This is a genomic window from Streptomyces sp. NPDC005551, from assembly GCF_042871785.1.
Taxonomy (GTDB): domain Bacteria; phylum Actinomycetota; class Actinomycetes; order Streptomycetales; family Streptomycetaceae; genus Streptomyces.
On the sequence record NZ_JBIAJE010000006.1, the window covers coordinates 311,742 to 330,181 of the forward strand.

An 18,440-nucleotide genomic window follows, 5' to 3' on the forward strand; every position below is an offset into this window, starting at 1 on the left:
CTGAACCCGGGCGGGCTACTCTGCGTGTAGGTCATCGGAAGATGTCGGAAAAAGAGACAGCGACGAACGTCCGCCGACGCATGGACAGCGACACATGGACGCAGGAGCATGGTCTAGTCCACAATGCGTGGTAAAGCCTCCGTCATCGACGTGACAGCATGTGAATGCCAAGCCTCCGTCTTCCCCGCACAGGAAGGCGGACCGAGGAACCGGTGCTCTCTGCCCTGACTGCTCCGGCTCCTCTCCTTCGGCCGATCGGGACCGCACACCCCGTGGCCGTTGTTGCTCCGGGCTGCGGTGCCGGGAGGGTTGAGGGTCCCTCCCAGGCGCCGCGGCCCGCGGGTGTTTCCGGGGCGGGGACGCCCCAGGGGTCCGCACTTCCGCCCGGCCCGACCGGTCCCCCGGAGACCTGGGTGTCCGACCGCGTGAAGCCTGCGTGATCCATCCGCCCGGCATCCTGACCGGGCCCGTACGGACATCCGTTTTCGGGACCTGTCGTATACGCCGGGTACGCTCGCACACGTGCCCTCCATGAACGACCTCGTACGCCAGCACACGGCCCTCGGCGACTCCGACCTCGAGTGGCTGCATCTGCTGGTCTCGGAGTGGCAGTTGCTCTCCGACCTCTCCTTCGCCGACCTCGTCCTGTGGGTCCCCACCCGGGACGGCACGCGGTACGTCTCCGTCGCCCAGATGCGGCCCAACACCGGCCCGACGTCGTACCAGGACGACATGGTCGGCCATCTCGTGCCGCGCGGCCGCCGCCCCATGCTGGACGCCGCGCTCGACGAGGGGCGGATTGTGCGCGAGGGCGACCCCGAGTGGCGCGAGGAGGTCCCGGTGCGGGTGGAGTCCATCCCCGTCCGCAGGGAGGGCCGGGTACTGGGAGTGATCGCCCGCAACACCAACCTCCTCACGGTGCGCACGCCGAGCCGGCTCGAGCTCACGTATCTCCAGAGCGCCTCCGACCTCGCCCAGATGATCGCCGCCGGTTCCTTCCCGTTCCCGAACCAGCAGGTCGACATGGACGCCTCGCCCCGGGTGGGCGACGGGCTGATCCGCCTGGACGCGGAGGGCATCGTCCAGTACGCGTCCCCGAACGCCCTGTCCGCCTACCACCGGCTGGGTCTGGCCTCCGACTTGGTGGGTCACAACCTCGGGGTGACCACCGCCGAACTCGCCCCGTCCCGCGGCCCGGTGGACGAGGCGCTGGCGAAGGTCGCGAGCGGCTGGGCGCCGCGCGAGTTCGAGATCGAGAGCAGCGACGGTGTGATCCAGCTGCGCGCGATCCCGCTCAAACCGAAGGGCACCCGCGTCGGTTCACTGGTCCTGTTGCGTGACGTCACCGAACTGCGCCGCCGCGAGCGCGAGTTGATCACCAAGGACGCCACCATCCGGGAGATCCACCACCGGGTGAAGAACAACCTCCAGACGGTGGCGGCGCTTCTGCGGCTCCAGGCCCGCCGCATCGGTTCCGAGGAGGGCCGCGAGGCGCTCGAAGAAGCCGTCCGCCGGGTCGGTTCCATTGCGATCGTGCACGAGACGCTCTCGCAGAACCTGGACGAGCGGGTGGAGTTCGACGAGATCGCCGACCGGGTGCTGGCGATGGTCGCGGAGATCTCGCCCGGCAAGGTCGTCGGCCGGCGCACGGGCCGCTTCGGGATCCTGGACGCCGAGGTCGCGACGCCGCTGTCCATGGTGCTCACCGAGATCCTCCAGAACGCCCTGGAGCACGGCTTCCGCGAGGGCGACCGGGGCACGGTCGAGGTCTCGGCGATCCGTGGCGGCACCAGCAAGGAGCCGCGCCTCCTGGTCACCGTCCAGGACGACGGGGTCGGCCTGCCGGACGGCTTCGACCCGCACAGCTCGGGCAACCTGGGACTGCAGATCGTACGGACGCTGGTGGAGGGCGAGTTGGGCGGCACGTTCGACATGGTCCCGGCCCCGGAGCGCGGGACCCAGGTGATCCTGGACGTGCCGGTGCAGGCCAACAAATAACCCGGCACAGTCTCTTCACTCGTCGCTTACGCGAACAGCACACGCGTACGGGGCGATCCGGCGAGCCCGGGGGAGAAGCGGCCCAGCCGCCGGGGGCCCAACAGCAGTGAGCCCCGGACCAGGAAAACCGGTCCGGGGCTAAAGCTCGTTGCTATGCGCATCGGGGGTACTGCGCGCTGCGGCTCGGGGGCGGGAGATGCGTACTCGCTGTACGCGCCGCCAAGCTCAGGCTGTTACGGGGTGGGGAATCAGGCGGAGGCCTGACGAGCCCGGTTGCGGGCGGCGCGGCGCTTCATTGCGCGACGCTCGTCCTCGCTGAGACCACCCCAGACGCCGGAGTCCTGGCCGGACTCGAGCGCCCACTGCAGACACTGCTCCATTACCGGGCAGCGACGGCAGACGGCCTTGGCTTCCTCGATCTGCAGCAGCGCAGGACCGGTGTTGCCGATGGGGAAGAAGAGCTCGGGGTCTTCCTCGCGGCAAACGGCGTTGTGACGCCAGTCCATGGCTGCTACCTCTCCTTGGTATTACATGCAGGTGCTTGTGAATGTGAACGCTTTCACGAATCCCTCAACAAGTGAAGGGCCGAGCGTCAGACGGACTGACGTGGTCCTGTGGATTGAGGAGGGGTTCGGACTCTCTGTGGGGGCCGGTGTTGCGGGCCGCCCCGAGCGCCACGTAGAGACTCGCAAACCTCAGCGGCGGATACAACCCCTTCCGGAAAGTTTTTTTTGATTCCTCGGTGTCGACTAGGTCACAGCCGTACTTCCATGGGGTGGACCCTGGCCTAAACGTTCGAGTGAAAGGACTTTGGGCCCTTCCACTCACACAATCACACGCAGTGCACGGCGTACGCCTGTGAACGTCACGCTCGTACGCAGCCCTAGGTGGTCGCCGTCCATCTGCAGGGGGAGCGGCACCTTGGAATGCAAGGTGAAGTCCGTCAGGTCATGCAGGGAGACGGCGTGCTTGCCCTGGGGTCCCCGCTCGGGGGACGAACGGAGCAACTGCGTGGCATACCGGGCAACCGAGGCCGTGGACATGCGGCTGAGAGCGAGTACGTCGAGCCCGGTATCGAACGAGGCCTTAGGTGACGCGTACACCGGACGATTGCCGAGAAACGTCCAGGGCGCGGTATTGCAGATGATGGACAGGACGAGATCGGTGATCGGGTCCTGCCCGGGGCGCTCCAGTGTGATGGTCCCGTGTCGGCGGTGCGGTTCGTCCAGAAACTGCCGTGCGACCTGGCGCAGATACAGCGCGTGAGTGGAGCGCCGACCGCGCTCGCGCTGTTGTTCGACCCGCCCGACCACGCCCGCGTCGAAGCCGAGCCCCGCGCAGAACGTGAACCAGCGGGACGGTGCCGCCTCGTCCTCGGTGCCCGGCGTGCCGGCGGCCAGGCCCAGCCCGACCGTGCGCTCCCGGCGCTCGCGCAGGGCGTCCAGCAGGGCGCCCGTCGCCTCGACCGCGTGGTTCGGCAGGCCGAGGGCGCGGGCGAAGACATTGGTGGAGCCGCCCGGCACCACCGCGAGACGGGGGAGGCGGTCCGGGTCGGGGCCGTGGTGGAGCAGGCCGTTCACGACCTCGTTGACCGTGCCGTCGCCACCGAGGGCCACGACCAGGTCGATGTCCTTGCTCTCCGCGGCCTGCCGGCCGAGGTCCCGGGCGTGCCCGCGGTACTCGGTGGTGACCGCCTCCAGCTTCACCTCGCTGGCCAGCGCGTGGATCAGTACGTCACGCGTGCGCGCGCTGGTGGTGGTTGCCGCCGGATTGACCACGAGAAGTGCACGCATGCGATGCAGCGTACCTACTGGGTGGTACTCACCCCAGACCGAGGTGGGGATCCGGTGAGGGTTCGGGGTGCCGGCGCGCACATGGGGCGGGCCGGGGCCGGCGTGCGCCGGGGGTCGGAGCCCGGACCCGGACTCCTCGGCGGTGGATGGCCCCGGGCTACCCTGCAGAGGTGACTCCTGAGCAGAAGACCGCCTCCGACGTCGCCACCGCCGAACCTCGTCCCGGGCGGGTGACCGCCGCCGCGGCACTGGCCGCGCTGGAAGGCCTCGCGCTGGTGGCGGGGGGCGTCTACATCCTCGTCCTCGGTCTCACCGGTGACGCGGACGACCGCCGGCAGGCCGTCACCGGAGGCGTCACGCTGATCGTCCTCGCGCTGCTGCCGCTGCTGGCCGCGCGCGGGCTGCTGCTGCGCCGCAGCTGGAGCCGGGGTCCGGCGGTGATCACGCAGGTCCTGGCGCTGCCGGTGGCCTACAACCTGCTCCAGGCCGACAGTGCCGCCATCCCGGCCGGGATCGCTCTTGCGGTCGTCGCGGTCACGGCGCTGGTGCTGCTCGTGAATTCCTCGACCACGCGAGCCCTCGGGATCCGCGGACCGGGCCGCGGGCCGGACGGGAAGTGAGCGGCTCGGCCGCCCACCACACCTGACGCTCTTCGCGACGCCTCTTTCGGACTGCTCCCCGGCGGACTGCTCCCCGGCGGGCTACTCCTCGACGAGGAGCTTCTCCCGGAGCTGGGCCAGGGTGCGGGCCAGCAGGCGCGAGACGTGCATCTGGGAGATGCCCACCTCCTGCGCGATCTGCGACTGGGTCATGTTGCCAAAGAAGCGAAGGAGCAGAATCCGCTTTTCTCGGGGCGGGAGGTCCTCGAGCAGCGGCTTCAGGGACTCGCGGTACTCGACCCCTTCGAGGGCCTCGTCCTCGGCGCCGAGGGTGTCCGCCACGGCCGGGGACTCGTCGTCCGTGTCCGGGACGTCCAGGGACAGCGTGGAGTACGCGTTGGCGGACTCCAGGCCCTCCAGGACCTCCTCCTCCGAGATGGCGAGCCTCTCGGCGAGCTCGTGGACCGTGGGGGAGCGGCCGTGCTGCTGCGACAGCTCGGCGGTCGCCGTGGTCAGCGCGAGGCGCAGCTCCTGCAGGCGCCGCGGCACCCGCACCGCCCAGCCCTTGTCGCGGAAGTGCCGCTTGATCTCCCCGACGACGGTCGGCGTCGCGTACGTGGAGAACTCGACGCCGCGCTCCGGGTCGAAGCGGTCCACCGACTTGATGAGACCGATGGTGGCGACCTGGGTCAGGTCGTCCAACGGCTCGCCGCGGTTGCGGAAGCGGCGCGCGAGGTGCTCGACGAGCGGCAGGTGCATGCGGACCAGCTGGTTGCGCAGCTCCGCGTACTCGGCACTGCTGTCGCTCAGCTTGCGCAGTTCGATGAACATCAGCCGGGCCCCGCTGCGGTCCTGGGGGTCGTGCTGCGTGTGCTGGGCGCTCGGCCCGTGCTGCGCGCCCTGCACGCTCTGCTCCGCGTTTCGCTCGTGCTCGCTCATAGTCCCGCCCGTCACCATTCCCCGAGCTCTCGGCTCTTCCCCCACGGCTTCGGACGCGTCCGGGACGGACGGACCCCCGTGCCGGGAAGCCGGGACCGCCGCCGGGGCGGTCTCGTCCTCCGGATGCGGCCGGGCCTGCTCGGGAATGCCGTCGACGCCGTCCGCCAGGGGCCTCGGCCCGCCGGGGCCGCGGGTGCCCTCGGGGGGAAGTTCCCGTGTGCCGCGCTTCTCGTCCCGCACCGGCCCGTCCCCGTTCCTCACGCCGGCCCGGGTCCCGCGCCGCGCTTCTTGTAGAGACTGATCGAAACGGTCTTGTCCTCGGCGACGGAGGAGTCCACCTGGCCCGCGAGGGCCGAGAGGACGGTCCAGGCGAACGTGTCCCGCGAGGGGGCGTGACCGTCCGTGGTCGGAGCCGAGACGGTGACCTCCAGCGAGTCGTCGACGAGGCGGAAGACACAGCTCAGCACCGAGCCGGGGACGGCCTGCTGCAGCAGGATCGCGCAGGCCTCGTCGACCGCGATGCGGAGGTCCTCGATCTCGTCGAGGGTGAAGTCCAAACGCGCCGCGAGTCCGGCCGTGGCCGTACGCAGCACCGACAGGTAGGCACCCGCAGCCGGCAGCCGGACTTCTACGAAGTCCTGGGTCGCGGGCTCGCCTGCGATCTGGGACACCCTCACCTCCAAGGTGGTACAAGCTCTTTCAGGGGCCGAGGGTGACCCCCCGGAGTAACGCGATGACCGATACGTGGTTCAGCGGTGACGCTATCGCGCTCCCAAGTCCCCTGTCCCGGGGGCCCCGCCCCCGTGCTGTCACTCATAGTAAGCACATGAGTACGCACAGTGGCTAGAGGTCTGCGGCCCCAAATAGGAAGAGCGCGCGCCGGGTTGACGTACCCAGGCGTCAGACCGTCGAACCGTCCGGGTCCAGGGTCACACGAGTACGTGATCGACGAAGCACCAACGCCAGTCCTCGCCGGTCTCGAGCGTACGCATCAGCGGGTGGCCGCTCTCCTTGAAGTGCTCCGTGGCGTGCCGCAGCGGTGAGGAGTCGCAGCAGCCGACGTGGCCGCAGATCAGACACTGGCGCAGCTGCACGGGGTGGGTACCGGCGGCCAGGCACTCGGTACAGGTTTCGCTGAGGGCCGCGGGCTCGGGGTGCGGCAGCGCGTCGGCGTGCGTGCACTGTTTCATGATTGCCAGGTTACGACGGGTGTGCGGGAAGCCGCGCGGAATCCGAGGGCGGGCTGAGGACGATGGACGTTTTGCCACTGCTGTTGCTGGTGGCGTGCAGTGCGGCGGTGGCCGGGGCGGCCCGCCGCACCCCGATCCCCGCACCACTGCTGCTGGTCGCGGCCGGCCTGTTGATCTCGTACGTGCCCGGGGTGCCCGACTACACGCTGGAACCCGATGTCGTGCTGCCGCTGCTGCTGCCCCCGCTGCTGTACACGGCGGCCGCGGACAGTTCCTACCTCGACCTGCGGGCCCAGCTGCGGCCCGTGGCGCTGCTGTCGGTCGGCTACGTCCTCTTCGCGACCGTCGTCGTCGGGTACGCCGCGTATCTGATCGTGCCCGGCCTGCCGCTGACCGCGGCGCTGGTCCTCGGTGCGGTGGTGGCGCCGCCGGACGCCGTCGCCGCCACGGCGGTGGCCCGCCGGGTGGGGCTGCCGTCGCGGGTCACCACCATCCTCCAGGGCGAGTCCCTGGTGAACGACGCCACCGCGATCACCGCCTACAAGGTGGCGCTCGCGGCTGCGGTCGGCGAGGGCGCGACCTGGGCGGGCGGTTTGCGCGAGTTCCTGGTGGCCGCGGTCGGCGGCGTCGTGGTCGGGATCGTCCTGATGGTGCCGCTGCACTGGCTGCGCACGCACCTGAGGGAGGCGCTGCTCCAGAACACGCTCTCCCTGCTCATCCCCTTCGTCGCGTACGGCGTCGCCGAGCAGGTGCACGCCTCCGGGGTGCTCGCCGTGGTCGTCGTCGCGCTCTACCTCGGCCACCGCTCCTGGGAGGTCGACTTCGCCACCCGGCTCCAGGAGGAGGCCGTGTGGAAGATGGTCGCCTTCGTCCTGGAGTCGGCGGTGTTCGCCCTGATCGGTCTTCAGCTGCCCGTCGTGCTGAAGGGCCTCGGGGCGTACGAGGGGGGCCGCGCCGCCTGGTACGCGGTGCTCCTCTTCGTGGTGGTCGTCGCCACCCGGTTCGTCTGGGTGTATCCCGCGACCTTCCTGCCGCGGGTGGTCTCCGCGCGCGTCCGGGGGCGCGAGGAGAACCCCACCTGGAAGGGGCCGTTCGTGATCGCCTGGGCCGGGATGCGGGGTGTGGTCTCGCTCGCCATCGCCTTCTCGATCCCGCTCACCATGCACGGCGGCGAGGACTTCCCGGAGCGGAACCTCATCCTGTTCCTCACCTTCACGACGGTGATCGGGACGCTGGTCGTGCAGGGGCTCACCCTGCCGCCGCTGATCCGGGTGCTGAAGCTGCCGGGCCGCGACCAGCAGGCCGAGACGCTCGCGGAGGCCAATGCCCAGGCGCAGGCGTCCCGGGCCGCCGAGAAGCGGCTCGACGATCTCCTCACCGACGAGCGCAACACTCTTCCCGGGCCGCTCGCCGACCGGCTGCGCACCGTCCTGGAGCGCCGCCGCAACGCCGTGTGGGAGCGGCTGGGGGCGGTCAATCCGGTGACCGGGGAGACCCACGACGACACCTACCGCCGTCTGTCGCGGGAGATGATCGGCGCCGAACGCGAGGTCTTCGTCAAGCTGCGGGACCTGCGCCACATCGACGACGAGATGCTGCGGACGCTGCTGCGGCGGCTGGACCTGGAGGAGGCGGCGGCCTTCCGGGAGACGGAGTGAGGGGTGCCCGGTTCTTCAGCCGAGCGGGGCTCCCGTGATCACGGCGGCCACCGTCGACCCGCGCGGGAAGGCGCCCTCCTCCGCCAGGGCGACGAGGCCGTACAGCATCTTGGCGACGTAGAGGCGCTCCACGGGGACCGCGTGGCGCTGCTCGAAGTCCTCGGCGAAGCGGTCGAGCCCGGGGGTGGTGCGGGCGTAGCCCCCGCAGTGGAAGCGCTCGTCGAGGGACCAGTCGCCGCGGGGGCCGCCGAACGCGCGCCGCTGGAGAGCCTGTACGTCCTCGCCCAGGAAACCGCCCCTGAGGACCGGGATGCCCAGGGCACGCCCGCCCGGCGGCAGCCCCGCGGCCAGGCCGGCCAGGGTGCCGCCGGTGCCGCAGGCGACGGCGACGACGTCCGCGTGGCCCGCGAGTTCCTGCCCGAGGTCCCGGCAGCCGCGCACCGCGAGGGAGTTGCTGCCGCCCTCGGGCACGACGAACGCGTCCTCGGCACCGGTGGCGCGCAGTATCCCGGCCAGTGTCCCGGGCTCGGTCTTGCGGCGATAGGTCGATCTGTCGACGAAGTGCAGCCGCATGCCGTCGGCGGCGCACCGGGCGAGCGACGGGTTGAGGGGGCGGTCCGCCAGCTCCTGGCCGCGGACCACGCCGAGGGTGGGCAGGCCCAGGAGGCGGCCTGCCGCGGCCGTCGCGCGCAGGTGGTTCGAGTACGCCCCGCCGAAGGTCAGGACGGTGCGGCCCGCGGCCGCCGTCAGGTTGGGAGCGAGCTTGCGCCACTTGTTGCCGACCAGTTCCGGGTGGATCAGATCGTCCCGCTTGAGCAGCAGCCGCACGCCGTGCCGCGCGAAACGCCCGTCCGCGACCTCCTGCAACGGCGACGGCAGCCGCGGTCGCAGCCCGGCGGGGCCGGACGCTTCGGGGCTGCCGTGGCTGCCGGGGCGGTTCGAGCTGGTCACCTCGCCATTGTCGGACATATGTCCGAGCAGGTTCACGCAGGCCCCGGCAGGCCCCGGCAGGCCCGGCGGGCCTGCCCGAGCGGGGCGCGGTGACTGCGGGCCGATCCGTTTCGGGGTGCCCAGGGTTTGCGCGCCGGACCCGCGGCGGTGCTCGGTGCCCGCGGGCCGGCATCCGTACCGGGTCGCGGCGAAGGGAAGCCGGCTTCACTGCCGGCGCCCGGGGCCCGGTGGTCGGTCCCTCTGCCGGAGGCCGGGCTTGCCGGTCGGTCCCGCTGTCGGCGGCCGGCGCCGGGTGTCACTTCAGTCGGTCGCGGACGCGTTCACGCAGGGATGCCATCGTGAACCCGCGCGGATCCACCTTGCCCGGCTGCCACTCCAGGTGGCCGACGACGGAACGCTCCGTCCAGCCGTGATGACGGCAGATGGCGGCCGACACCCGCTCGACGGCGTCCAGCTGCTCCGGTGGCCAGGGGTCCTCGCCGTCTCCCCGGTTCTCGCACTCGAAGCCGTAGAAGTGGCGGTTGCCGTCGGTGTTCGCCTCGTTGTCCGGGGGGAGGGCCTTCTCCGCGATCACGGCGCGCAGGACGTCGTCGTCGCCCAGGCCCGCGTGATTGGCGCGCCCGTATCCGACGAGGTGGACGACGCCGTCCTTCGTGATGACTCCGTGGCACAGGGGTCCCGGCAGATCCGGGTGGCCGACGCGGCAGATCTCGACCGTGCGTGCGCTGCCCGACGTCACGGTGTGATGGATCATCACGCCGTGGACGGGCCCCCACGGGCCCTTGTGGTTGCGGTTGTGATGCTTCCAGTCGCCGACCTCGACGACGGTGGCGCCTTCTTCTTCGAGTCGGGTCAGGAATCTCCCGGCAGACATGGGTGGGGCCACGGTGCCCCCTTCACTGCGCGACGACCGCCCGTCGCGACCGCCTCATACGGGCGCTTTTACCCATATTGAGGTGGCCGGGACCAGTCGTTCGTACAGCGTGCGAGCCGAACCGGTCAGCGGTGCACGGACGTGATGACCAGGTGCGATCATCCCTGTCCGCTGCCGATCGCTCACCGATCAACTACGCAGGAAAGAGTCCCCATTTGTCGCGATGTGGCTCTCCAGGGCCTGCAGCGCCTGCTGCGTCGCCGCGGGGGAACCGCTGCCGCGCCGCTCCGCGTAGTACGCGGCGCCGAGCCTCTTGAGCAGATCGCCGCCGGCGCGCTGCGTCTGCACGTCGTCGAGCTTCTGCTTGCCCTGCGTGAGGCCGCGCTGTGCCTGCTCTTTCGCGCGGTCCAGAAAGCCTGCCATTGCCTCTCCCGTCCTTGCCGTTCGTCGAGGTTCCGGTCGAGAGGTCAAACGGTTGGCCGGATCATGAAGTTCCCCGCGACGCGTGCCGCGCTCCATGCCCACTTGCACCAAGGTCCATTCCCGCTCATTCGTGTAATAGCACGAACACGTTCCGTGATGGAAGGGTTGTCCTCGTAGATCGGTGCACGAGCGGGAGGGCAATTTTCATGTCGGTAGGCGAAGAGGTCCGGGCAGGTCAGGACAAGCCGCAGCAGAGCCTCGGCACAACGGCCGCGCGGAACCTGGCCACCACGACCAAGTCCGTGCCGCAGATGCAGGAGATCAGCTCGCGTTGGCTGCTGCGCATGCTGCCCTGGGTGAACGTGCAGGGTGGTACGTACCGGGTGAACCGGCGGCTGAGCTACTCGGTGGGCGACGGCCGCGTGACCTTCGTGAAGACCGGTGACCAGGTGAGGGTCATTCCCGCGGAGCTGGGCGAGCTGCCGATCCTGCGGACGTTCGGGGACCTCGAGGTACTCGGCGAGCTCGCCGGACGTTGCCGGCAGCGGGAGTTCGCGCCCGGGGCGGTCCTCGCCGAGTTCGGCAGCCCGGCCGACGGGGTTTTCCTCCTCGCGCACGGCAGGGTGGAGAAGGTCGGCACCGGGCCCTACGGGGACGACACCGTCCTCGGGACCCTCGCCGACGGCGCCCACTTCGGCGAGCAGGCGCTGATCGACCAGGAGGCCATCTGGGAGTACACGGCCCGCGCGGTCACCGCGTGCACCGTGCTCTTCCTGTCCCGCCAGGACTTCGACCACGTGGCGCAGCGCTCCGAGTCGCTGGGCGGCCACCTCGAGGACCTGCGCTCCATCCCCGAGCAGCGGACCAACAAGTACGGCGAGAAGGAGATCGAGCTGGCATCCGGCCACACCGGTGAGCCGGAGATCCCCGGCACCTTCGTGGACTACGAAGCCGCCCCCCGCGAGTACGAACTGAGCATCGCCCAGACCGTGCTGCGCCTGCACTCGCGCGTCGCCGACCTCTACAACCAGCCGATGAACCAGACGGAACAGCAACTGAGGCTGACGGTCGAGGCACTGAAGGAGCGTCAGGAGTACGAGCTGATCAACAACCGCGAGTTCGGACTCCTCAACAACTGCGAGTACGACCAGCGGATCCAGCCGCACGACGGCGTCCCCGGCCCCGACGACCTCGACGAACTGCTCAGCCGTCGGCGCGGCACCAAGCTGCTGCTCGCCCATCCGCGCGCGATCTCCGCGATCGGCCGCGAGCTCAACAGGCGGGGACTGGTCCCGGAGACCATCGACATGGCGGGCAACCGCATCCCGACCTGGCGCGGAGTCCCGATCTTCCCGTGCAACAAGATCCCGGTCACCGACGCCCGTACGACCTCGATCATCGCCATGCGTACCGGCGAGGCCGAGCAGGGTGTCATCGGACTCCAGCAGTCGGGCATCCCGGACGAGATCGAACCGAGCCTGTCGGTGCGCTTCATGGGCATCAGCGAACAGGCGATCATCTCCTACCTGGTGACCGCCTACTACTCGGCGGCCGTCCTCGTGCCCGACGCCCTCGGCATCCTGGAGAACGTCGAGATCGGCCGCTGGCAGTGACCGCCGTGCGCGCTGGACGCCGTGTCCCCGCCCCGCGGGGCGGGTGCGCCCACGGGGTACGCGCCCGGTGGCAGTGCGGAGCGGTCGTCGTCCGCCGGCTCTCCGAGGCGATCCCCCGGGTGAGTTCATGACGGAGACGCGGCGGAGTCCCACCGAGACACTCGAAAGGCGCGGCCCCATCGACAGGCAAGGGCCGTCCGCCGTTCCGCCCGTCGAGAGACAGGACCCGCCGGGCCCGCTCGACGGGCAGGAGGCGGCCGGGATCCTGGAGCGCACCCGGACGTTGGTGGACCCCGAGCTGCGCAATGCCATCGAGTCGCTGCCCGGCGCGATGCGCAGGACCGCGCTCTACCACTTCGGCTGGGAGCGCGCGGACGGCACCCCGGCGGCGGGCAACGCGGGCAAGGCCATCCGGCCGGCACTCGTGCTGACCGCGGCCCGGGCGCTCGGCGGCCAGGACGCGGCGGCCGTTCGGGCGGCCGCCGCCGTGGAGCTGATCCACAACTTCTCGCTGCTGCACGACGACGTGATGGACCGGGACACCACGCGCAGGCACCGGCCCACCGCGTGGACGGTGTTCGGTGACGCCGACGCGATCCTCGCGGGAGACGCCCTCCAGGCGCTGGCCCTGCGGCTGCTCGCCGAGGATCCGCATCCTGCGTCCTCGGCGGCCGCCGCCCGGCTCGCGGACTGCGTGATCGAACTGTGCGAGGGACAGCACACCGACACGGCCATGGAGACACGCGGTCCCGGCGAGGTCACCCTCGACGAATGCCTCGCCATGGCCGAGGCCAAGACGGGCGCGCTGCTCGGCTGCGCGTGTGCGCTCGGCGGGCTGTACGCGGGTGCGGACGAGGAGGACGTCGAGGCACTGGACGCCTTCGGCCGGCAGGCGGGGCTCGCGTTCCAGCTGATCGACGACGTGATCGGGATCTGGGGGGACCCGAGCCGCACCGGCAAGCCGGCCGGGGCGGACCTCGTCGCCCGCAAGAAGTCGCTTCCGGTGGTCGCCGCGCTCACGTCCGGCACCCCGGCCGCGGCCGAGCTGGCCGCGCTGTACGCGGCCTCCTACCGGGAAGGGGATCTGGAGAGCACGGTCCTGGCCGTCGAGCGGGCGGGTGGCCGTGACTGGGCGCAGGCGCAGGCGGCCGACCGGATGGCCCGTGCGATGCACGAGCTGTCCCGGGCGGTCCCGGAGCCGGAGGCGGCCGGAGGCCTGCTCGCGCTCGCCGAGTTCGTGACCCGGCGGACCACCTGAGGGCCCTCGCCCGCCGACCGGGCGCGCTCGGGGCCGTCGGCAACCGGCGGTCAGGCCGACGCCGGTGATCCGGGGGACCACCTGAGGGCCCTCGCCCGCCGACCGGGCGCGCTCGGGGCCGTCGGCAACCGGCGGTCAGGCCGATGCCGGTGATCCGGGGGACCACCTGAGGGCCCCGTGCTCTGCTCGGGCGGCGCCCTCAGGTGACCGTCGTCCGTCGGCGGTGAAGGCCGATGGTCCGGTGCGGGCCGAAGATCCGCGTGACTCGGCGCGCAGCCGGACACCCGTGAGCCGGGTGAAGTCCCGCGGCCCCGGGCCCGTACGGCACCCGACCTCCGTACGGGCCGGGGGCCGCGCCCGGTCGGGATGGGCCCCGCGCGTCACGTGACGTGCGGGGCCCGCGCCCGCCTGCGAACCCGCGGGGCCTAGTCTGAACAGCCGCACAAGCGAAGGCTGTTGAGGCAAAGGGGCGGGACATGGGCGTGGCCATCAGGACGGCGGACGAGGGGGACCGCGACCTGCTCGTGCGGCTGCTCGACGAGGCGTTTTGGGACGACCCGGTGAGCGGCTGGATCTTCCCCGACGAGGCGTACCGCCGCAGTACGCACCCCGGACTCATGGCGGCCTTCCTCGACATCGTGCTCGCCGACGGCCGGGTGGACGTCACCGAGGACGGGACGGCGTGCGCGCTGTGGCTGTCGGTGCCCGCCGGTGCGGAGCACGCGGACGAGGCCGACGGCGCCGCTCAGCTGCGCGAGGCGGTCGACCCGGCCAACGAACGGGTCGAACTCGTCGGCCGGCTGACGAGCGAGGCGCATCCGGCCGACCGCGCCCACGCGTACCTGTGGATGATCGCGGTGGCACCCGGCCGACAGGGCGAGGGCCTCGGCTCCGCCCTCATGCAGCCGGTGCTCGACCGCTGCGACCGGGAGGGCCTGCCCGCCTATCTGGAGGCGAGCAGTGCCCGCAGCCGCACCCTGTACGAGCGACTGGGCTTCGTCTTCAACGGCCGTGCGGTCGAGCTGCCGGACGGGCCCGTGATGTGGCCGATGTGGCGCGAGCCGCAGACCTGACCGGTCGTGCCCCGCGGTGCGCGGACAAGCTCGTCGTCGAGACCTCCCCGGTGGTGCTCGGCGTGGGCATGCCGATGTTCGGCCGCGGGTACGACGTCACCGCATTCACCCTCGACGAGGTGCGCACGCCCGGGACCGGGGCGCTGGTGCCGACGTAGCGCGGGAAGCGCCGACCCGCCTTTCGTCCTACGCTGAAGTCATGGGCACCGATGAGCAGGTCTGTTCCGTCTGCGGGCAGCCGGTCGCCACGGTCGTGCGGCGCCACAAGACCCTGGGCGCCTGGGTCCCCGCCTGGGTGGCAGGGCCGTGCCGGAATCCGGAGTGCGGGACGTACGCGGACGAGTCCGACGAATCCGGACGGGCAGCGTCCGGCGCGCCCGGCCTGAGGACACCCGGAGGGACCGCGCGCGGCACGGCCGCAAGACCGGGTCCGGCCCCGGGGTCCCCGGCGGGAGCAGCCCCCGGCCCGGCCGCCGGCAGCGGGGAAGCGGAGGGAGCAGACCCGTGAAGTACCTGGTGATGGTGCAGGGCACGCAGGCGGACTACGACGCGATGGGAGGCCGGGCCTCGGACCGGTCCCCGGCCTGGAGCGAGCGGGAACTGCGGGCCATGTACGCCTACATGGGCGCGATCGGCGACGACCTCTCCGAGTCCGGCGAACTCGTCGACGCCCAGGGGCTGGTCGAGCCGGCCCGGACCCGACTGGTCACGGCCGGCCGGGACGGCGAGCCGGTGATCACCGACGGGCCGTACGGCGCGACCGAGGCGGTGCCGGCCGGCTACTGGCTCGTGGAGTGCGAGAGCCTCGACCGCGTCACCGAGATCGCCGCGCGCGTGGCCCGCTGCCCCGGACCGGAAGGGCTCACGGAGTACCCGGTCGTCATCCGGCCGGTCGACGACGGCCCCGCGGCCGCGTGAACCGACGGCCGTACAGGACGTCGCAGGTCGCGAGTCCGGGGACCACCGCCGCCGCGGAGTTCCTCGGCCCGCCGTCCGCGAGAAGACAGGGTGCGTGGAGTTCACGCGGCGCAGGACCGCCGGTCGAGAAAGCCGGTCGACACGCGATCCCACGAGGCACTGTGATGGCTCCGACTGCCCGCCGCACGGAGCAGGCCCGCCTCAGGAGCCGTTCTTCGCAGCAGGGAGAACCGCGGACCCCCGCCCCGCGATCGATGCCGCTCTGGCCGGGCGTCTGGTCGATACGCAGTTCCCGCAGTGGTCCGGGCCGCCTCTCGAGCGGCTCGTCCCGGCAGCTTCGGACCATGTGATCTACCGGCTGGGTGAGGAACTGTCCGTCCGGTCGCCCCGCCATAGCCGGCCTCCAAGTCGGGCACACGTCTTTGCCGCCGCCTCACGCAGGGCGTGCACGTCACGCTCCTCTCGCCGGGACCATGGGCCGTGCTCAGCGAAGCCGTAGCGTTGCGGCATGTCCGAACCCCTGCTGCACATCACCGAGCGTTCCCTCTGGGACGCGGCCCGCGCCGCGGGCACGTACGAGATCTCCACCCGAGGCCGCACCCTCCGGGAGGAGGGCTTCATCCACTGCTCGCTGCGGCACCAGCTCCCCGCGGTGGCCGACCTCCTGTACGGCTCGTACACCGGGCCCGAGGACCTGGTGGTCCTGGTGATCGACGCCGGCCGGCTCGGTGCCGAGGTGCGGCACGAGGCTCCGGAACCCGGCGGCGAGAAGTTCCCGCACGTCTACGGGCCGATCCCGGTGGGCGCGGTCGTGGACGTCGAGGTCTGGGACCCGGACGCGGCGCGTCCCGCCGGGCCGCCGGCGGCGGTGGACGTGGCCGCGCTGAGCGCCCTCGCCGAGGGCCATCACGCGCGCCTCGTAAGGCCGTTGGGGGTGCGTGAGGCAGCCGGGCACCTCGTGAAGGCGTACGCCGTCGAGGCGCCCGGGCGCGTGGTCGGCGACGACACAGAGACCGCCGCGCTGCGGATCGCGGCCGACCACCTGGCGCTCGGCGGGACCCGCGGCTCGCTCGGCCTGGCCGTCCTGCTGGTGCACGCCGGGGGAGACGGCGACTACGTCCTCGTCCACACCTGGATCGAGGGCTACATGTCCGACCTCGCCGTCTTCACCGGCCCGGCGGGCGAGCCGGACCTCCTGCGGCCCGGCCGGCAGGGCCTCGCCCCGTGCGTGTGGGAGGCGGCCGTGCTGGCGCACGAGCGACGCGCGTTCGGCGAGCACGTCCTGGACGGCGCGAGGCCGGCCGGCGAACGGCTCGCCGCGTGGAGCGCCGACCTGCTGGCGGGAGCGGTGCGATGACCGACGGGCCCCGGGTGCGGCCGGCCGCACGTGAGGATCTGGAGGCAGTGGCCGGGCTGGCCGCCGAGCACGCCGCCTACGAGAAGGCCACGCTGCCGGCCCCCGGTCTGGCCGGACGACTCGAAGGACTGATCTTCGGACCAGGGGCGCGGCTGCGCTGCCTGGTGGCCGAGTCGGGCGACGGCGAGCTCGTCGGCTACGCCACCTGCGCGCCCGAGCTGTCCACCTGGGACGGCGCGGAGTACCTGCACATGGACTGCCTGTACCTGCGCGAGGGTCAACGAGGCCTCGGCCTCGGTCCATTGCTGATGGAGGCGGTACTCGCCGAGGCGCGGGCGCTCGGCCTCGGCGAGGTCCAGTGGCAGACCCCCGTCTGGAACGAGGGAGCGATCCGTTTCTACGACCGCCTCGGCGCCAGCTTCCAGGGAAAGCGGCGCTACTCCCTGCCGGTGGGCCGACCCCGGCGCCCGCCCGTCTCCGGGTCGCGGCCCGTGAGGCAGTAGGTGCCGCCCGCCGGGTCCCGCATCACCGTCCAGCCCGCCCCGCGGCCGACGGTCGTGGCACCGAGTCGCTCGTGCCGGGCCCGTACCGCCTCGACGTCCGAGCAGGCGATGTCGAGGTGGGCGGAGGTGGGGCGCTCGGTGCCTAGGCGTTGGAGGAGGATGCGGACGGGCAGCGCCGCGGGCGGCTCCACGATGTGGAACTCCGGGAGCGTGCTCGGGCGGGACTCCCAGCCGGTGAGGGCGCTCCAGAAGGCGATTTCGGCGGCGTACACGGACGGCGCGAGGTCCAGGCACACCTGGTCGAGCCGGCTGCGCGCGCCGGGCGGCCCCTCGACCACGGGCGGCCGTCCCGACTCCCCGGACCACGGCACCGCGCAGAACAACTGCCCGCCGGGGGACCGCAGGACGGTCCAGTCCCCGTGCTCGGCGACCACCGCGGCGCCCAGGCCCCGCGCCGAAGCAACCAGTGCCGGCACGTCCTCCACGGAGAGGTCGAGATGTGCGCCGCCGTCGCCCGCGTCCACGCCCTGCACCTTCACGCAGGCGTCGGCCCCGTCCGGCAGCAGGGTCAGGAACTCGCCCCGCGGCTCGGACGGGCGCGTGCCGGTGACCGCGGACCAGAAGTCGCGGGCCTGCCCGGACCGTGCCGCGGGCCGGTCGACGAAGGCATGGGTCCACCGGATCGGTTCGGTCATGGTGCGCTCCCTCATCGGACGGTTCGTACGCTCGTACGGTGCGTACCGTCTCCCGGGGAAAACCGGCCGCGCAACGGCGTTTCGTGAAGCGGACCCGGCTCAACTCCTCCCCGTGCCCGCCCGGCTCCTGCGGGGCCCGCCTCAGCCCTTCCGGCCCTGCTCAGCTCTTCCGGCGCTGTCAGCCTCTACGGGGCTCGTTGAAGCGCAGAAGATTGCCCGCCGGGTCGCGGAAGGCGCAGTCCCGCACACCGTAGGGCTGGTCCATCGGCTCCTGGATCACGTCGGCGCCCGAGGCGCGGACACGTTCGAAGAGGGCGTCGCAGTCGCCGGTGCGGAAGATGACCCCGCGCAGCACGCCCTTGGCCAGCAGCTCGGCCATCGCCAGCTTGTCGGCGGGCGAGGTGCTCGGGTCCGCCGCCGGCGGCTCCAGGACGATCTCCACGTCCGGCTGGAGCGGGGAGCCGACGGTGACCCAGCGCATGCCCTCGAACCCGACGTCGTTGCGGACCTCCAGCCCGAGGACGTCACGGTAGAACGCGAGCGCCTTGTCGTGGTCGTCGACGGCGATGAAGCACTGTGACAGTTTCAGATCCATGAC

General features: G+C 71.7%; 19 protein-coding genes and 2 pseudogenes. 11 read left to right on the top strand and 10 right to left on the bottom strand.

Annotation, left to right across the window (positions count from 1 at the left end; all coding sequences use genetic code 11):
- Positions 1-531: 531 nt before the first annotated feature.
- Positions 532-1,998: a PAS domain-containing sensor histidine kinase gene (locus tag ACFYP4_RS19450; protein ID WP_358852764.1), complete on the top strand. Its 1,467-nt coding sequence runs from the start codon at positions 532-534 to the stop codon at positions 1,996-1,998.
- Positions 1,999-2,246: 248 nt separating this feature from the next.
- On the opposite strand, the gene ACFYP4_RS19455 is transcribed toward ACFYP4_RS19450, so the two are convergent.
- A complete protein-coding gene (locus ACFYP4_RS19455; protein ID WP_016639615.1) occupies positions 2,247-2,504 on the bottom strand; it encodes a WhiB family transcriptional regulator in 258 nt (85 codons plus the stop codon).
- Positions 2,505-2,822: 318 nt separating this feature from the next.
- Positions 2,823-3,791, bottom strand: a complete 969-nt coding sequence (locus tag ACFYP4_RS19460; RefSeq protein ID WP_358852707.1) for a diacylglycerol kinase family protein — start codon at positions 3,789-3,791, stop codon at positions 2,823-2,825.
- 146 nt (positions 3,792-3,937) lie between these two features.
- On the opposite strand from ACFYP4_RS19460, the gene ACFYP4_RS19465 reads away from it, so the two are divergent.
- A complete protein-coding gene (locus ACFYP4_RS19465) occupies positions 3,938-4,411 on the top strand; it encodes a hypothetical protein (RefSeq protein WP_358852708.1) in 474 nt (157 codons plus the stop codon).
- An 81-nt stretch (positions 4,412-4,492) separates the two neighbouring features.
- Here ACFYP4_RS19465 and ACFYP4_RS19470 read toward each other — a convergent pair whose 3' ends face one another.
- The 3 genes from ACFYP4_RS19470 to ACFYP4_RS19480 form a co-directional block, all read right to left on the bottom strand.
- Positions 4,493-5,590 (bottom strand): RNA polymerase sigma factor SigF, encoded by a 1,098-nt coding sequence (locus ACFYP4_RS19470; RefSeq protein ID WP_358852709.1) that lies wholly within the window; start codon positions 5,588-5,590, stop codon positions 4,493-4,495.
- The gene (locus ACFYP4_RS19475) at positions 5,587-6,000 is read right to left on the bottom strand and encodes an anti-sigma regulatory factor (protein ID WP_121405906.1); all 414 of its coding nucleotides are present in this window, start codon (positions 5,998-6,000) and stop codon (positions 5,587-5,589) included. Before ACFYP4_RS19475 ends, ACFYP4_RS19470 begins: the two co-directional genes overlap by 4 nt.
- Positions 6,001-6,258: 258 nt before the next feature.
- Positions 6,259-6,519 carry a UBP-type zinc finger domain-containing protein gene (locus tag ACFYP4_RS19480; RefSeq protein ID WP_358852710.1) on the bottom strand — a complete coding sequence of 87 codons (261 nt, stop codon included), beginning with the start codon at positions 6,517-6,519 and terminating at the stop codon, positions 6,259-6,261.
- A 62-nt stretch (positions 6,520-6,581) separates the two neighbouring features.
- On the opposite strand from ACFYP4_RS19480, the gene ACFYP4_RS19485 reads away from it, so the two are divergent.
- The gene (locus tag ACFYP4_RS19485) at positions 6,582-8,177 is read left to right on the top strand and encodes a Na+/H+ antiporter (protein WP_358852711.1); all 1,596 of its coding nucleotides are present in this window, start codon (positions 6,582-6,584) and stop codon (positions 8,175-8,177) included.
- A gap of 15 nt (positions 8,178-8,192) precedes the next feature.
- Here the strand turns inward: ACFYP4_RS19485 and ACFYP4_RS19490 are convergent, their stop codons facing one another.
- The 3 genes from ACFYP4_RS19490 to ACFYP4_RS19500 form a co-directional block, all read right to left on the bottom strand.
- A complete protein-coding gene (locus ACFYP4_RS19490) occupies positions 8,193-9,128 on the bottom strand; it encodes a 1-aminocyclopropane-1-carboxylate deaminase/D-cysteine desulfhydrase (protein ID WP_388786514.1) in 936 nt (311 codons plus the stop codon).
- Between the two features lie 295 nt (positions 9,129-9,423).
- Positions 9,424-10,014, bottom strand: a complete 591-nt coding sequence (locus tag ACFYP4_RS19495; RefSeq protein ID WP_358852713.1) for an N-acetylmuramoyl-L-alanine amidase — start codon at positions 10,012-10,014, stop codon at positions 9,424-9,426.
- A gap of 177 nt (positions 10,015-10,191) precedes the next feature.
- Entirely contained in the window at positions 10,192-10,425 is a 234-nt protein-coding gene (locus ACFYP4_RS19500) for a hypothetical protein (protein WP_358852714.1), read from the bottom strand.
- A 206-nt stretch (positions 10,426-10,631) separates the two neighbouring features.
- Between ACFYP4_RS19500 and ACFYP4_RS19505 the strand changes: the two genes are divergently transcribed.
- The 8 genes and pseudogenes from ACFYP4_RS19505 to ACFYP4_RS19540 all read left to right on the top strand — a co-directional run bounded on the left by ACFYP4_RS19505 (position 10,632) and on the right by ACFYP4_RS19540 (position 17,147).
- Positions 10,632-12,038: a family 2B encapsulin nanocompartment shell protein gene (locus ACFYP4_RS19505; protein WP_388786518.1), complete on the top strand. Its 1,407-nt coding sequence runs from the start codon at positions 10,632-10,634 to the stop codon at positions 12,036-12,038.
- Positions 12,039-12,165: 127 nt separating this feature from the next.
- Positions 12,166-13,296 (top strand): family 2 encapsulin nanocompartment cargo protein polyprenyl transferase, encoded by a 1,131-nt coding sequence (locus ACFYP4_RS19510; protein ID WP_388786521.1) that lies wholly within the window; start codon positions 12,166-12,168, stop codon positions 13,294-13,296.
- Positions 13,297-13,772: 476 nt separating this feature from the next.
- On the top strand, positions 13,773-14,369 hold the full coding sequence (locus tag ACFYP4_RS19515) for a GNAT family N-acetyltransferase (RefSeq protein WP_388786524.1): 597 nt from the start codon (positions 13,773-13,775) through the stop codon (positions 14,367-14,369).
- Positions 14,348-14,527: a hypothetical protein gene (locus ACFYP4_RS19520; protein ID WP_388786527.1), complete on the top strand. Its 180-nt coding sequence runs from the start codon at positions 14,348-14,350 to the stop codon at positions 14,525-14,527. The genes ACFYP4_RS19515 and ACFYP4_RS19520 overlap by 22 nt, the downstream gene beginning before the upstream one ends.
- 346 nt (positions 14,528-14,873) lie before the next feature.
- Positions 14,874-15,287 carry a YciI family protein gene (locus tag ACFYP4_RS19525; RefSeq protein ID WP_358852719.1) on the top strand — a complete coding sequence of 138 codons (414 nt, stop codon included), beginning with the start codon at positions 14,874-14,876 and terminating at the stop codon, positions 15,285-15,287.
- A gap of 250 nt (positions 15,288-15,537) precedes the next feature.
- Positions 15,538-15,684: pseudogene (locus ACFYP4_RS19530) on the top strand (phosphotransferase); the annotation flags it as partial.
- Between the two features lie 111 nt (positions 15,685-15,795).
- Positions 15,796-16,116: pseudogene (locus tag ACFYP4_RS19535) on the top strand (DUF952 domain-containing protein); the annotation flags it as partial.
- Positions 16,117-16,640: 524 nt separating this feature from the next.
- Positions 16,641-17,147, top strand: a complete 507-nt coding sequence (locus ACFYP4_RS19540) for a GNAT family N-acetyltransferase (RefSeq protein ID WP_388786530.1) — start codon at positions 16,641-16,643, stop codon at positions 17,145-17,147.
- Here ACFYP4_RS19540 and ACFYP4_RS19545 read toward each other — a convergent pair.
- Both ACFYP4_RS19545 and ACFYP4_RS19550 read right to left on the bottom strand, forming a co-directional pair.
- On the bottom strand, positions 17,081-17,842 hold the full coding sequence (locus ACFYP4_RS19545) for a VOC family protein (RefSeq protein WP_358852721.1): 762 nt from the start codon (positions 17,840-17,842) through the stop codon (positions 17,081-17,083). The genes ACFYP4_RS19540 and ACFYP4_RS19545 overlap by 67 nt on opposite strands.
- Positions 17,843-18,020: 178 nt before the next feature.
- Complete coding sequence (locus ACFYP4_RS19550) at positions 18,021-18,437, bottom strand: VOC family protein (protein ID WP_388786533.1); 417 nt, start codon at positions 18,435-18,437, stop codon at positions 18,021-18,023.
- Positions 18,438-18,440: the final 3 nt, after the last annotated feature.

Bases quoted from the DNA above. Each gene is read 5' to 3' on its own strand.
- ACFYP4_RS19450 (WP_358852764.1), top strand. From the start codon at position 532: ATGAACGACCTCGTACGCCAGCACACGGCCCTCGGCGACTCCGACCTC.
- ACFYP4_RS19455 (WP_016639615.1), bottom strand. From the start codon at position 2,504: ATGGACTGGCGTCACAACGCCGTTTGCCGCGAGGAAGACCCCGAGCTC.
- ACFYP4_RS19460 (WP_358852707.1), bottom strand. From the start codon at position 3,791: ATGCGTGCACTTCTCGTGGTCAATCCGGCGGCAACCACCACCAGCGCG.
- ACFYP4_RS19465 (WP_358852708.1), top strand. From the start codon at position 3,938: ATGGCCCCGGGCTACCCTGCAGAGGTGACTCCTGAGCAGAAGACCGCC.
- ACFYP4_RS19480 (WP_358852710.1), bottom strand. From the start codon at position 6,519: ATGAAACAGTGCACGCACGCCGACGCGCTGCCGCACCCCGAGCCCGCG.
- ACFYP4_RS19485 (WP_358852711.1), top strand. From the start codon at position 6,582: ATGGACGTTTTGCCACTGCTGTTGCTGGTGGCGTGCAGTGCGGCGGTG.
- ACFYP4_RS19500 (WP_358852714.1), bottom strand. From the start codon at position 10,425: ATGGCAGGCTTTCTGGACCGCGCGAAAGAGCAGGCACAGCGCGGCCTC.
- ACFYP4_RS19505 (WP_388786518.1), top strand. From the start codon at position 10,632: ATGTCGGTAGGCGAAGAGGTCCGGGCAGGTCAGGACAAGCCGCAGCAG.
- ACFYP4_RS19510 (WP_388786521.1), top strand. From the start codon at position 12,166: ATGACGGAGACGCGGCGGAGTCCCACCGAGACACTCGAAAGGCGCGGC.
- ACFYP4_RS19515 (WP_388786524.1), top strand. From the start codon at position 13,773: ATGGGCGTGGCCATCAGGACGGCGGACGAGGGGGACCGCGACCTGCTC.
- ACFYP4_RS19540 (WP_388786530.1), top strand. From the start codon at position 16,641: ATGACCGACGGGCCCCGGGTGCGGCCGGCCGCACGTGAGGATCTGGAG.
- ACFYP4_RS19545 (WP_358852721.1), bottom strand. From the start codon at position 17,842: ATGACCGAACCGATCCGGTGGACCCATGCCTTCGTCGACCGGCCCGCG.
- ACFYP4_RS19550 (WP_388786533.1), bottom strand. From the start codon at position 18,437: ATGGATCTGAAACTGTCACAGTGCTTCATCGCCGTCGACGACCACGAC.